This is a genomic window from Clostridium bornimense (genome assembly GCF_018917145.1).
In the GTDB taxonomy this organism is placed as follows: domain Bacteria; phylum Bacillota; class Clostridia; order Clostridiales; family Clostridiaceae; genus Clostridium_AN; species Clostridium_AN bornimense_A.
On sequence record NZ_JAHLOD010000002.1, the window covers coordinates 92,119 to 106,862 of the forward strand.

Below are 14,744 nucleotides of genomic sequence, written 5' to 3' on the forward strand. Positions count from 1 at the left end.
TACTAAGTTTTTAATATTTGTATTTCTTATATTGGAACTGATTTATATTAAGTATTAATCTATATCTATCTATTCTCCCCTTACATATTCCCCCTTAAACTGTTATTGAAAAAATTCACTTTTTAATAACATATCCTATTTCATTAACACTTAAATAAAATAACTTTCTATATAGAAAAGGCACTATATTTCCTTAATGAAAGTTAAAATTATTTATGAATTTAAAAAGGAGGTGTCGCATTAACAAATGAAAAGTTGTTAATGCAACACCTCCTTTTATTATGGTACAAGGTAGGGCACAGTTATAGTTCTATATCAAATATAAATATCTTAAGGAAACTAACTTATTCTATACACAAAATTGTACCACTTAAAATTTCAGAAATTCCCCAAAGGGAATTTCATCCACCACTGTGAACTGTGCACTGATATATACCTGTGCCTTGTGCACTGATACCTGTTCCCTAAACTTCTATTTTGCTGAAAAAACTGCCTCACTCTAATCTAACTACTTGATAGGAGTCAGATTATTATGCGACAGCCACATCTTATTTATACATATTAAAAATTTCAATTCCTGTATAGTAGTGCTTTAATATATCAACATATCCACTACCTGCCTTTGCCATGGCTCTAGCTCCCCATTGACTCATTCCAACATTATGCCCATATCCCTTTGTATTAAATACTACTACATTATCCCTAAATTCAACTTGAAAGTTTGTAGAATTCAACTTTAATAGCTTTCTAATTTCAACGCCGGTTAACACTTCATTGCCAACTTTAATTTTGCTTACACCATTAGCAGAATCTCTTTCTAAAATATTAATTTGAGATTTTAATGATTCTGAGCTACTCAAACAATTGTTATACTTAGCATTTATTGCAGATATAACATCAATATTACTCTTTTCTGTTTTATATGTATATTTAGGAGAATCTTCTTCACCAGGTGAATCAACACTTTTTAAATACGGTTCATTATGATTAAATACATTTACCGCATCCTCTGTTGAACCCCATGAAGTAGAGAAAAAATAAGGGCTAAGTACTAATTTGTCTTCATAGGTTAATACTTCTCCTTTTGTAGAATTAACAGCCTCTGTTATCTTATTCCAATATCCTTCTTGTTTACTTTCAGGCCATCCCTGAAATCTTTGATCTTTAGAATAATATACTTGATTTGCTACAGTATCTATAAGATTTGCATTTTTTTCTTTAGAATAGCTTGTACCGCCAAATTCCTCTACATGTGCTAAAGCATAAGTTCTGGCAGCAACAGCTTGTGCCTTTATTGCTTCTTCTGGAAACTCTGCTGGCATCTCTGCTGATACAACTCCTAATACATAATCTTCAAGATTCATTTCTTCTACATAGCCTGTAGCGTTTCTTAATAATCTTATTTTTATTTCTCCATCAACTTTTTTAATCTTATGTTCATCAATATTTAGCTTTGTATTTACATCACTAACTGAAACTACCTTCTTACTCCCTTTCATTTCATTGGCAAATGTAGTTATTATTAATGATGATATTACTGTAAAGCCTATAATAATAGAAATAATATAAACTATTTTCTTCATTATTTTTTCCTCTCTGCATCTTATAATTTCATCGTATTATAAGTTTATGATTGGATAAAAATAATATGATAAAAAGAAATAAGAGATTGGTAAAAATATTTTAACGCAATCTCTTATCATTAGTAGCTTTTTAAAACTTAATTTCTTAATATTATTGAAGTAATATTAAACTTCCCTTCTATAAACTTTTGCTCCTAGTTTTTTAAATTTTTCTTCTATTTTTACATATCCTCTATCTATGTGATATATATCATCTACTATTGTCTCTCCCTTTGCTACTAATCCAGCAATAATAAGTGCTGCTCCTGCTCGTAAATCTGTTGCCTTTACCTCACATCCTGATAATTCTTCTACTCCTTCTATAATTGCACTTCTTCCTTCAATTTTTATTTTACATCCCATTCTATTTAGCTCACTAACATGCATAAATCTATTTTCAAATATTGTTTCTGTAATTACAGACGTGCCTTTTACAGTTGCTAGTAACGCCATCATTTGTGATTGCATATCTGTAGGAAACCCTGGATGAGGTAATGTCTTTATGTCTACAGGTCTCACATCAACATCTCCATTAACCTCCATCACATTATCTTCTATAGATGTTATTTCTATACCCATCTCTCGTAATTTTGCCACTAGTGGTTTCATATAATATTCTCTAGCATTTTCTAAAATTATCTTACTTTTTGTTATTGCTGCAGCTATCATGAATGTCCCTGCTTCTATTCTATCAAATATAGGGACATACTCTACGCCCTTTAATCTCTCGACGCCTTCAATAATTATCGTATCAGTTCCTGCACCATAAATTTTTGCACCCATTTTGTTTAGAAAGTTTGCTAAATCTTCTATTTCTGGTTCTTCTGCTGCATTTTCTAAAACCGTTACGCCTTTAGCTGTAGTGGCTGCCATCATTATATTTTCTGTAGCTCCTACAGATGGGAAATCTAAATATATCTTATTTCCCTTTAGCTTCTTACATTTGACTTCCACTATACCGCCTTCTGTTGATATTTCAGCTCCTAAAGCTTTTAATCCTTTTAAATGCAAATCTATTGGTCTTGTTCCAATATTACACCCTCCCGGTAATGATATTTTAAACTTCCCAAATCTTGCAACCATAGGCCCCATTACAAGGAATGAAGCTCTCATCCTTCTTACTAACTCTCCCGAAGGTTCTATCTCTTGGACCTTTGAACTATCTATGGATATCTCACCTTTTACTTTATCTATATTAATATTGCAACCTAAAGATTTTAATAATTCACATATCACTTGTACATCATTAAGCATTGGTGCATTTTTTATTACTATAGTATCAGATGTTAAAATACTTGACGCTATAATTGGCAACACTGAATTCTTAGCAGAATCTATGCGTACTTTTCCTTTAAGTTTGTTTCCACCACTTACAAATATTTTTTCCATTTTGATCCTCCAAATAGTATTCTTAGTATGTTATTGGTATTATTGGTGTTGAAATTATTATGTATTTATCATTTGGATAGGACACAAAAGCTACTGATAAATCAATTAATGATATCCCATCATTTATTGGTGTAAATAAATGTGAATTCATTGTCATTAATATACTATTGTTAATATCACTTTCTTTTACATTGGAAAACTCTTGTTTCTTTATTTGTTTTTCTATTTTGTTTTTCTCTTCATTTATATTCTTTTCATTACAATCATAAATTATATATTCATTTATAGATAAAACATTATAATTCCCATCTAAACATCTTAGTAATTTATCTTTCATCAACCTTAAATTTACGTTTTTTCTGCCTGAAAACATTATATTTATTTCTTTTCCATTTTTGACATAGTATCCATTTCCTAACCTGCCTTTTATTTCTCCCTTTATAACGCAATTACCGTTACTTTCCTCTTCATAAATATCTTCTTTACATTGTGCCCACTTACATATATCTCCTATAATATCCTTTTCTTTAATTAATGTTAATTGAATTTTAATTCCCTTTTCTCTTATATCACTTTTATTTAAGTTAAAAACTTCTTCTATGGGATCTATATCTTGTCCATAATAAAGTAATCCTTCGTTATATCCTTGTAAAATTAGGAGAAGAAAAACAATACTTATAGTTAGCCGCTTCATATATATCACCTCAACTAAAGTATTGCCACATTTTAACTTAATATTCATTTTATATTTTATTATATAGATATTAATATATTTTGGTGAGAAAAATTTTTTATAAGTGCACTGTCTTAACTGTGCACTGATATATAAAAAAAGAACCAAACATAACTATAAAATTTATGTTTGGTTCTTTTTATATCAATATTTATCTACTAAATTTAGTCTTCCTATAGCTCTTGCCATAGCCATTTTTGCTCTAGCAACATTAACCTTATCACTATGTTCTTTTAGACGATTCTTACTTCTTTCTAGTGCCTTTTCTGCTCTGTTCTTATCGATTTCTTCTTTAGATTCACAAGCTTCTACCATAAGTACAGCTTTATTATCTCTAAATTTAAACACGCCACTAGATGTAAATAAAACTTTCTTGTTTTCATCGTCATAATAAGTTGTTACTGAAGGTACCACTGCTGTTATTATGCTTAATCTATTTGCTAATATACCTACTGGTCCGTTTTCTGTAGTTACCATTAACTCTTCAACTTCACCTTCAAAATATATATTATCAGGAGTTACAATAGTAAGATGAAACTTCTTATTCATATTATCACTCCTAAATTAGTTTTCTAGCATTGATTTAGCATTTTCTCTTACATCATCAATGGTTCCCATGAATAAAAATGCTGCTTCTGGTAAGTCATCACACTTACCTTCTAATATTTCCTTAAATCCTCTTACTGTTTCAGAGACAGGTACATACTTACCTTTCATTCCTGTGAATTGTTCTCCTACAGTAAATGGTTGTGATAAGAATTTTTGAATTTTTCTAGCTCTTGTTACAACTATCTTATCTTCTTCTGATAATTCTTCCATACCTAAAATAGCAATTATATCTTGAAGTTCTTTATATTTTTCTAATATATGTTTAACTTCTAGAGCAACTTCATAATGTTCTTCTCCCACTATTCTAGGATCAAGTATTCTAGATGTAGAATCTAGCGGATCAACAGCAGGATATATACCAAGCTCAACAATACTTCTTGATAAAACTGTTGTTGCATCTAAGTGAGTAAATGTAGTTGCTGGAGCTGGGTCTGTTAAGTCATCAGCAGGAACATAAACTGCTTGAACAGATGTAATTGATCCATTCTTTGTAGATGTTATTCTTTCTTGAAGTGCCCCCATTTCTGTAGCTAATGTTGGTTGGTAACCAACAGCTGATGGTATTCTTCCTAAAAGCGCTGATACTTCTGAACCTGCTTGAGTAAATCTAAATATATTATCTATAAATAGTAATACATCTTGACCTTGATCTCTGAAGTATTCTGCCATAGTAAGCCCTGTAAGAGCAACTCTCATTCTTGCTCCTGGTGGCTCATTCATTTGACCAAATACTAAAGCAGTTTTTTCAATAACTCCAGACTCTTTCATTTCATGATATAAATCATTACCTTCTCTTGTTCTTTCTCCTACACCAGTGAATACAGATAATCCACCATGCTCTTTAGCTATATTATTTATTAATTCTTGAATTAGAACTGTCTTTCCAACACCGGCTCCTCCGAAAAGACCGATCTTTCCACCTTTTTGATATGGTGCTAATAAATCTATAACCTTTATACCTGTTTCAAACATTTCTGGTTCTACAGCCTGCTCATCAAACTTAGGTGCTGCTCTATGAATAGGTGCTTTTGACATATCCTTTAAAGGTTCTCCCTTATCAATTGGTTGACCTAAACAGTTAAATAGTCTTCCTAAAGTTCCTTCACCTACTGGTACAGAAATAGGCTTACCTGTATCTAAAGCGTCCATTCCTCTTCTTACACCTTCAGTTGCTTCCATTGATATAGTTCTTACTATATCATCACCTAAGTGTTGTTCAACTTCTGCAGTTAATGTAAAATCGCCCATATTTATTTCAATAGCATTTAATATATTTGGCAAGCTATCAGAATCAAACTTTACGTCGATAACTGGTCCTATAACTTGCACAACTTTTCCTATAGTACCTGGCATAGTACACCTCCTTACTATTTTTGAGCTTCTGCCCCTCCAACTATTTCTGATATTTCTTGTGTAATAGCTGTTTGTCTTATTCTATTAAACTTAATAGTTAATTTATTTATTATGTCATCTGCATTTTTAGTAGCACCATCCATAGCTGTCATTCTAGAGGCTTGCTCTGAAGTTTTTGAATTTAACATTCCATTTAATATTTCATTATCCAAATAACTATATATAATAGATTCTATTTTGTAGTTATCATCATCTTCATCATCCATATATCTTTTACCCTTTTTAGCATCTGCAGATAAAGGTAAAATTCTTTCAACTACTGGTTCTAATTTCACAGTAGAATGAAACTTTGTATATACTAAATGAACTTCTCCAACTTCATTCTTTTTATAAAGTTCCAAAACTTTTCTAACAACTTCTGAAGATTCCTTATTAGTAGGTACATCTGGCATATCAACATATTCTGCTAAAGTATTAAATTTATACTTACTTAAATATGTTCTTCCATGCTGACCTACTAATATAAATTCATTATCATCTTTCTTATCCATTGTTTCTAAAAGCTTAGATATTACTCCACCATTGAATCCTCCACACATACCTGAATCTGAGGTTAGAACTATATATAGCTTCTTTTCACATCCATTACCATACACATAAGGATTCTTGCTTATTTCCATGCTATCAACACTTGCTAGAATATCATCATAGATATTTTCAAATTCATTGTAGTACTTTGAATATCTTGTAAGTGCTACTCTAGACCTTCTAAGCTTTGTGGTGGCAATAAGTCCCATGGCCTTAGTAATTTTTTTTGTATTTGTTATAGATTTTATTCTTCTTTTTATTTCAATAAGACCTGCTGGCATACTCCACCTCCTTTAGCACACTTCTCTTTTAGTAAGATTTATGCTAAAAATTCCTTTTTGTACTCATTTACAGCATTTTCAATATCTTTCTTTATCTCATCAGTTAGCTTACCGCTCTTTAACTTTTCATATATTTCCTTATGATGAGTCTCTATTGATTCTAATAATCCTTTTTCGAACTTTCTTACATCTTTTACTTCTATATCATTTAATAAGCTAGCAACTGCTGTGTAGAAAGCAACAACTTGTTTTTCAACATCTAATGGTTCATATTGATCTTGCTTTAATACTTCCATTAATCTAGCACCTTTTGCTAATCTATTTTTAGATTCTTTATCTAAGTCTGAACCAAATTGAGCAAAGGCTGCTAATTCTCTATATTGAGCAAGCTCTAATCTTAATGTACCTGTTATGTCTTTCATAGCTTTAGTTTGTGCAGATCCACCAACTCTTGATACAGATATACCGGCATTAACTGCTGGCTTTTGTCCTGCATTAAATAATTCTGTCTCTAAGAATATTTGACCATCTGTAATTGATATTACGTTAGTTGGTATATACGCAGATATATCTCCTGCTAGAGTTTCTATTATTGGTAATGCAGTAATAGAACCTCCACCTAGCTCATCACTAAGTTTTGCTGATCTTTCAAGAAGTCTTGAATGAAGATAGAATACATCTCCTGGATAAGCTTCTCTTCCTGGTGGTCTTCTAAGTAATAATGACATTGTTCTATAAGCAACTGCGTGCTTAGATAAATCATCATATATTATTAATACATCTTTTCCTTGTTCCATGAAATATTCAGCCATAGTTACACCAGAGAATGGAGATAAATATTGCATTGGTGCACTTTCAGATGCAGTAGAAGAAACTATTATTGAATAATCCATTGCACCTTCTTTTGTTAATGTGTTAACTATACTAGCTACAGTAGATTGTTTTTGTCCTATAGCAACATATACACAAATAACATCTTTACCTTTTTGGTTTATAATAGTGTCTAAAGCTATTGCTGTTTTACCAGTTTGTCTATCACCAATTATAAGCTCTCTTTGACCTTTTCCTATTGGAATCATAGAATCTATAGCCTTAATTCCTGTTTGTAATGGTTCATTTACAGATTTTCTATCTATAACACCATAAGCTTTTCTTTCTGCTGGTTTATACGCTGCTGGCTTTATTGGTCCTTTTCCATCAATCGGTTGTCCTAGTGGATTTACAACTCTTCCTATAAGTTCTTCTCCAACGGGAACTTCAACAACCTTTCCAGTTGATTTTACGATATCCCCTTCTTTGATTCCTTCTTCATCTCCTAGAAGAACACATCCGACATTGTCTTGTTCAAGGTTTAGAGCCATTCCATATACTCCATTTGGAAATTCTAGAAGCTCACCTTCCATACAATCGTCTAAGCCATAAACTCTTGCAATACCATCACCTATTTGAATAATAGTACCTGAATCTACTGTTTCTATTTTCTTAGAATATTTTTCAATTTCTTTTTTTATTATAGTTGTAATTTCTTCAGGCTTAATATTCATGACCTCACCTCTATTCTTCTTTTAATATTAGCTCTCTCATTTCGTCTAGTTTGCTTTTAATTGTTCCATCAATAACATCGTTTCCTATTCTTACATAAACCCCGCCTATTATAGATGGATCTATAACTTCTTTTAAAATTACAGTTTTATCACATTTTTTTTCTAACTTCTTAATTAATGCAGTTCTTTCTTCTTCAGTTAGAGGAATAACTGTCTTAACTTCTGCTAGTACTTTATTTTGTCTTTCCAGATGGATTTTCTCCATCTCGATTACTTTCTTCTCTAACTCTACTATTCTATCCTTACTAATTAAAAGCATTAAAAATGATAGTAGCTCTGGGTCTATATGTTCTTTAAATAAGTTGGAAAATACTTCTTTCTTTCTTGCAATACTTATTTCTGGATGAATTATAATCTTTTTTAACTCTTCATTTGAATTAATTATGCTTACTATTTCTTTTAAATCTTGAATATACTCTTCAACTTTATTATTTTTTTCAGCTAATTCATAAAGTGCTTTTGCATATCTCCTATCTAAATATTCGTACATAATTAATCTCCTACCTTAATTATAAAATCAGAAATAAGTTTTCTATGCTCTTCTTCATTTATAGTCTTTTCTAGAGCCTTAGATGACATTAATACAGATAATTCAACTGCTTCATTTTTCATCTCATCTTTAAGTTTTGCTTTTTCTCTTTCGCTATCTTTTCTAGCTCTTTGAACTATTTCTAAAGCCTCTTTATGTGCATTGTCAATTATATCTTTTGAAACGCCTTCAGCTTTAACTTTATATTTCTCAACTATTTCTTTACCTTTTTGCTTACTCTCTGCTAAAAGAGCTCTATTTTCCTCTTGAAATTTCTTTCCTTGAGCTTCCTGTTCTTTAGCTCTTTCTATGGTGCTGTTGACTTCATTACATCTATCATCAATTACTTTTGTCACTTTATCAAAGAAAAATTTCTTTAAGATAAAGTATAGAATAATAAAGTTTACTATTGCAGCAATAATCTCTAATGGATCTATATTCATAAACTAGCCTCCTTTCAGAGCTATTTAATAAATCTTCAAATTATAATTTCATGAATACTAATATAATAGCTATAAATAATGCATAAATAGCTGTTGCTTCTGAGAACGCTATTGAAAGTATCATTGAACTTCTTATTTCTCCTGATGCTTCTGGTTGTCTTGCTATAGATTCACATGCCTTACTACCAATCATACCTATACCGATACCTGCTCCTGCAACTCCTAGTGTTGCTATTCCTGCTGCTATTGCTATCATACCTTTTACAAAAAAATCATTCATTTTAAATTCCTCCTACAAATAAATTATTCTTCATTGACAGTTTTGATATTTACCATTGTTAACATCATAAATATGAATGTTTGAATTGCTCCATCAAACAAATCAAAATAAAAATGTAATGGTATTGGTGTTCCTATGTCAAATACATAACCAAAGTAACCCAATAGTGAAGTTCCAAGACCTCCTAATGCTGAATAAATAAGTTCTATAACTAATGTCCCTACTAATATGTTACCAAATAGTCTAAGAGTTAATGTAAACAAATAAACTACTCTTTCCATTATGTTAAGGGGTAACATTAATGCCATCGGATGGGCAAATCCTTTGATATATTGACCTAGTCCATTGCTTTTAATAGCATATCCATTTACTACGGCAAAACTTATAATAGCTAATCCCAATGTAGTACTTAAACTTGAAGTTGGAGGCTTTATAGCAAAGACACCAATCATGTTTAATAATAACAGATAAACTCCTATTGTACCAATTAATGGAACGAACTTTCTATATTCTTTACCCATATTTTTATCAACTAAATCTCTTATCCAAGTAACGAGCATTTCAATAACTGTTTGCTTTTTATCTGGTTTACTTTTAAGATTTCTTGTTACAATAACAGCTACAATTATTAAAAATGCCATAATAGCCCACTGTACTATTACTGAATGTAGACATTGATCTGTGAGCTTGAGTTTCAAACCCAGAAAATCAAAAGTATACAAGACTTTTGCTTCTTCCACAGCCTCACTCTCCTTTACTAAGTTCTGATTGTTTAACTAAAAACAAAGGCACCATTGCAATAGTATACCCTATTAGGAATGGTATGCATTCATATGGATTTTTTAAAATCAATATGATTCCTACTGTACCTGTCATTATTAGTCTTACAATAAATCCAAATACTATTCTAAAGTTATTAGTTGATTTATAAGAAATAAGATAATTTATAGTAAAATTAATACTAGAAATTAAAATTCCTAAAACTCCGGATAGTGTATAGGACTGATAATCACTCGGAATAAAAAAAGTCGTTACAAAATATATGATGACTAATAAAATTGTATTAATTGTTAGTGTTTTTTTTAACATACTTTTTCTCCTCGCAACTTATGTAACTAATTATAGTACCGATAAATTTAAGAATAAAACTTGATTTTTCATCTTATATCCTTAAATTCTTATATTTTTTCAATTTATGGCTTCATATTTCATTAATTAATGACTATTCTTCTATATTCTCCTATTTCCTTCCTTCAAATTCATTATTATTCATTTGATAGATTTCAGTGAATTTTCTGAATTTTATTTATTATATTTTTAACCTTAATATAAGTTTTTATTTACTTTTTTTATTGTAAATATGTGTATATTTCTATTTGAGTAAACGTTACATTTACTGATTTCTTCCCTTTTGATAAACATAAAATATATTGTTAATAATTTGCAAACTCATAATACTGACTAGTCAGTTTTATTTTTTGCAATTTTACTGGTTTATTAATTCAAATTTTTTTATATTTCTTCACATTTTATATTTGTAATATGCCATAAATTTAATCAAATACTGACCTTATTAACTACGAATATCTTTCACTTTCATAGAGATTTAGTTATTCCTCTTTATATTGTTCTACTAAATCTATTATTTAAACATATATATCACTTTGATTTAAAATTATGAATAAAAAAGGAGATACGCTCTAACAAACTTTCATTTGTCAATGCAATACCTCCTTTGTATTTACATCTAAATATGTTTTATATTCTTTCTACTATTACTGCTGTACCCATTCCGCCACCGATACAAAGAGTTGCTAATCCTCTCTTTGAATCTCTCTTCTTCATTTCATGAAGAAGTGTTACTAGAATTCTTGCTCCTGATGCTCCTACTGGATGACCAAGTGCAATAGCTCCACCATTTACATTAACTATGTCCATATTAAAATCTAAATCTTTAGCAACTGCTAAACTTTGAGCTGCAAAAGCTTCATTAGCTTCAATAAGATCCATATCACTTATAGTTAATCCTGCTCTTTCAAGGGCAACTTTTGTTGCTGCAAATGGTCCATATCCCATTATCTTAGGATCTACACCTTTAGATCCCCATGCAGTTATCTTTACTAATGGTTTAATTCCTAAAGCTTCTGCTTTTTCTGCACTCATAACTACTAATGCAGCTGCTCCATCATTAATACCTGAAGCATTACCAGCAGTAACTGTTCCATCCTTTTTAAATGATGGTTTTAATTTTGCTAACTTTTCAATTGTTGTACCGAATCTAGGAAATTCATCTTGTTTAAATACTATTGGATCTCCTTTTCTTTGAGGAACAGAGATTGGTACTATTTCCTCTTCAAATTTACCTTCTTTTATTGCTTTTTCTGCTTTTAATTGAGAATTTAAAGCAAACTCATCTTGCATCTCTCTTGTAAGACCCCATTGTTCTGCAATGTTTTCTGCTGTAACTCCCATATGATATTGATTAAAAGCATCCCATAATGCATCATTAATCATTGCATCTTTCATAGTTACATCGCCCATTCTTGCACCCCATCTAGCATTTGGTACTACATATGGTGCTGCAGACATATTTTCCATACCTCCAGCAACTACTGCATCAGCTTCACCTGATTGAATCATTTGATATGCTAAAGATACTGCTCTAAGTCCAGAACCGCAAACCTTATTGATAGTCATTGCTGGTACTTCTATTGGTAATCCAGCCTTAACAGCCGCTTGTCTTGCTGGGTTTTGACCAAGTCCTGCAGTAATAACATTACCCATTATAACTTCATCTATAACTTCACCACTAATATTTGCTCTACTTAAAGCTTCTTTAATTACAGCTGCTCCAAGATCAACAGCTGGCACGCTTTTTAAAGTACCTCCGAAACTACCTATTGCAGTTCTTACAGCACTACATATAACGACATCCCTCATTTTAATACCTCCCTAACAATTCACCGTAAAATGTTTCCATATTAATTATATCTTCATTCACTGGTATTATCAAGGAATTTGTTAAAAATTATACAATGTTACTATTCATATTTATAATCTTCAGCTCTATTTTCTTTTAAATTGAAATAATATAATATATTATCTACAATTCTTTTTGATGCATTTCCATCACCATATGGATTTATCGCTCTACTCATCTTCTCATATTCATTTTTATCTCTTATTAATTTATTAGCTTCATTTATTATAACCTCTTTATTAGTACCTACTAACTTTACAGTACCTGCTTCTACTGCTTCTGGTCTTTCAGTAACATCTCTAAGTACTAATACAGGTTTACCAAGATGTGGAGCCTCTTCTTGAAGTCCACCAGAATCTGTCATAACCATATATGATCTATTCATTAAGTTATGTGTTTCTTTAGTATCTAATGGTGGTAATAAGTGTACTCGTTCTACATCACCTAAGTATTCCTCCACCATATCTTTTACTATTGGATTTAAATGAACTAAATATACTAATTCTACATCCTTATTTTTCTCAACTATATCTTTCAATGACTCACAAATATTTTTTATGCCTTCTCCCCAATTTTCTCTTCTATGAGCTGTAACCATTATTATTTTCTTATTTTTAAAATCAATTTCATTTAATCTATGATTTTCAAAAACATAATCTTCCTCTACAGTATGCTCCATAGCATCTATAACAGTATTTCCTGTTATAAATATACTTGATTCATTTACACCTTCTCTTAATAAGTTGCTCTTCGCAGCTGTTGTTGGTGAGAAATGCATATCAGCTAAAGCACCTGTAAGTTTTCTATTCATTTCTTCTGGAAATGGAAAATACTTATCAAAGGTTCTAAGTCCCGCTTCTACATGACCAACCTTTATTTGTTTATAAAAAGCTGCTAATCCCCCGGCAAATGTTGTTGTAGTATCCCCATGGACTAAAACAATATCTGGTTTCTCTTTCTCCAGTACATCTTCAATTCCTTCTAATACCCTTGTTGTTATCCCTGTTAATGTTTGTTTTTCTTTCATAATGTTCAAATCATAATTTGGAGAAATCTTAAACAACTCCAAAACTTGATCTAACATTTCTCTATGTTGTGCTGTTACACATACAATAGATTCTATAGACTCACATTTTTCTAACTCTTTAACTAAGGGCGCCATTTTTACTGCTTCTGGTCTTGTTCCAAACAATGTCATAACCTTTATCTTTTCCATTATTTCCTCCCATTCTACTCCTTCATTCTAAAGAAGGATAATTTCCATCCAATTATAATAATTATTGATATCGTTATTGCAAATAATATATAAGCTATATTAGTTTTTAACTCCATAGCTATTACTGCAATTATTGATAATCCTCCATTTATTAAATACATGATTGATACTGCTTTTCTTTGTGATAATCCAAGTTTAAGAAGTCTATGATGCAAATGTCCTTTATCTGCTGAAAACATAGATCTTCCATTTATCTTTCTTCGTATCATTGCAAAAGCTGTATCTAAAATTGGTATACCTATAGCTAGTATCGGTACAGCTATAGTAAATACTGTTGCATATTTTAATGTTCCCACCATTGAAATACTAGCTATTAGAAATCCTATAAGTTGAGCACCTGTATCGCCTAAAAATATAGAAGCAGGATTAAAGTTGTACGGTAAAAATCCTAATATTCCACCAGCTAATACAATAATTAATGCAGCTGCTTCTCCTCTACCATTACTTAATGCGATTAAAAACACAGTAAATGAAGATATAAAGCCCATTCCTGCACATAATCCATCTAAACCATCACTAAAGTTGAAAGCATTAGTTATACCTACCACCCAAAATATAGTTAATGGTATAGATAAATAGCTTATATTAAAATATGCAAAATTACTATTGAAAGGATTTGATACAATAGATATCTTTATATTCCCTACTATTAAAATTATCGACGCTATAATTTGAAACATAAACTTCCACTTTGGCGACAATTCTTTTATATCATCTATTATTCCCCCGATTACAATTACTGTTGCACCTATCATAATACAAATTTCTTCTCTTCCAATAGACTCTGTAAAAAAAGTCATGGTTATTATAAAACTTATATATATGCTTAATCCTCCAAGCCTCGGCATAGGCTTTTTATGTATCCTTCTTCCACCAGTTGGTTCATCTATAGCTCCAATCTTTTTGGCTAATACCTTAACAAATGGAACTGTAATACATGAAATAAACGCAGCAATTGTAATTAAAAATATACTCGTCATAATTCATTCCTCGTTCTAATTAAGATTATACTATCGTAAATGTATTTATATTACAAAGGAACTGTTGCACAATAAAT

At 30.7% G+C, this 14,744-nt stretch carries 15 protein-coding genes; all 15 read right to left on the reverse strand.

Annotated features, from left to right (window positions below; genetic code table 11):
• Positions 1-548 precede the first annotated feature (548 nt).
• Positions 549-1,583, reverse strand: a complete 1,035-nt coding sequence (spoIID, locus tag KQI30_RS01415; RefSeq protein WP_216461365.1) for a stage II sporulation protein D — start codon at positions 1,581-1,583, stop codon at positions 549-551.
• 165 nt (positions 1,584-1,748) lie between these two features.
• Positions 1,749-3,011, reverse strand: a complete 1,263-nt coding sequence (gene murA, locus KQI30_RS01420; protein ID WP_216461366.1) for a UDP-N-acetylglucosamine 1-carboxyvinyltransferase — start codon at positions 3,009-3,011, stop codon at positions 1,749-1,751.
• Positions 3,012-3,033: 22 nt separating this feature from the next.
• Positions 3,034-3,705, reverse strand: a complete 672-nt coding sequence (locus KQI30_RS01425) for a hypothetical protein (RefSeq protein ID WP_216461367.1) — start codon at positions 3,703-3,705, stop codon at positions 3,034-3,036.
• Positions 3,706-3,888: 183 nt separating this feature from the next.
• Positions 3,889-4,293: an ATP synthase F1 subunit epsilon gene (gene atpC / locus KQI30_RS01430; RefSeq protein ID WP_216461368.1), complete on the reverse strand. Its 405-nt coding sequence runs from the start codon at positions 4,291-4,293 to the stop codon at positions 3,889-3,891.
• Between the two features lie 15 nt (positions 4,294-4,308).
• Entirely contained in the window at positions 4,309-5,706 is a 1,398-nt protein-coding gene (gene atpD / locus KQI30_RS01435) for a F0F1 ATP synthase subunit beta (RefSeq protein ID WP_216461369.1), read from the reverse strand.
• A 14-nt stretch (positions 5,707-5,720) separates the two neighbouring features.
• A complete protein-coding gene (atpG, locus tag KQI30_RS01440) occupies positions 5,721-6,575 on the reverse strand; it encodes an ATP synthase F1 subunit gamma (RefSeq protein WP_216461370.1) in 855 nt (284 codons plus the stop codon).
• A 38-nt stretch (positions 6,576-6,613) separates the two neighbouring features.
• The gene (gene atpA / locus KQI30_RS01445; RefSeq protein WP_216461371.1) at positions 6,614-8,119 is read right to left on the reverse strand and encodes a F0F1 ATP synthase subunit alpha; all 1,506 of its coding nucleotides are present in this window, start codon (positions 8,117-8,119) and stop codon (positions 6,614-6,616) included.
• 10 nt (positions 8,120-8,129) lie between these two features.
• Positions 8,130-8,669, reverse strand: coding sequence for a F0F1 ATP synthase subunit delta (locus KQI30_RS01450; protein ID WP_216461372.1), 540 nt, complete (start codon positions 8,667-8,669; stop codon positions 8,130-8,132).
• A gap of 2 nt (positions 8,670-8,671) precedes the next feature.
• On the reverse strand, positions 8,672-9,151 hold the full coding sequence (locus tag KQI30_RS01455; RefSeq protein WP_216461373.1) for a F0F1 ATP synthase subunit B: 480 nt from the start codon (positions 9,149-9,151) through the stop codon (positions 8,672-8,674).
• 40 nt (positions 9,152-9,191) lie between these two features.
• Positions 9,192-9,431: an ATP synthase F0 subunit C gene (atpE, locus tag KQI30_RS01460; protein WP_216461374.1), complete on the reverse strand. Its 240-nt coding sequence runs from the start codon at positions 9,429-9,431 to the stop codon at positions 9,192-9,194.
• A gap of 23 nt (positions 9,432-9,454) precedes the next feature.
• Positions 9,455-10,171 (reverse strand): F0F1 ATP synthase subunit A, encoded by a 717-nt coding sequence (locus tag KQI30_RS01465; protein WP_216461375.1) that lies wholly within the window; start codon positions 10,169-10,171, stop codon positions 9,455-9,457.
• A 4-nt stretch (positions 10,172-10,175) separates the two neighbouring features.
• Complete coding sequence (locus tag KQI30_RS01470; RefSeq protein ID WP_216461376.1) at positions 10,176-10,520, reverse strand: ATP synthase subunit I; 345 nt, start codon at positions 10,518-10,520, stop codon at positions 10,176-10,178.
• Positions 10,521-11,189: 669 nt separating this feature from the next.
• The gene (locus KQI30_RS01475) at positions 11,190-12,371 is read right to left on the reverse strand and encodes an acetyl-CoA C-acetyltransferase (RefSeq protein WP_216461377.1); all 1,182 of its coding nucleotides are present in this window, start codon (positions 12,369-12,371) and stop codon (positions 11,190-11,192) included.
• 101 nt (positions 12,372-12,472) lie between these two features.
• Complete coding sequence (wecB, locus tag KQI30_RS01480) at positions 12,473-13,627, reverse strand: non-hydrolyzing UDP-N-acetylglucosamine 2-epimerase (RefSeq protein ID WP_216461378.1); 1,155 nt, start codon at positions 13,625-13,627, stop codon at positions 12,473-12,475.
• 14 nt (positions 13,628-13,641) lie between these two features.
• On the reverse strand, positions 13,642-14,667 hold the full coding sequence (locus KQI30_RS01485; RefSeq protein ID WP_216461379.1) for an MraY family glycosyltransferase: 1,026 nt from the start codon (positions 14,665-14,667) through the stop codon (positions 13,642-13,644).
• Positions 14,668-14,744: the final 77 nt, after the last annotated feature.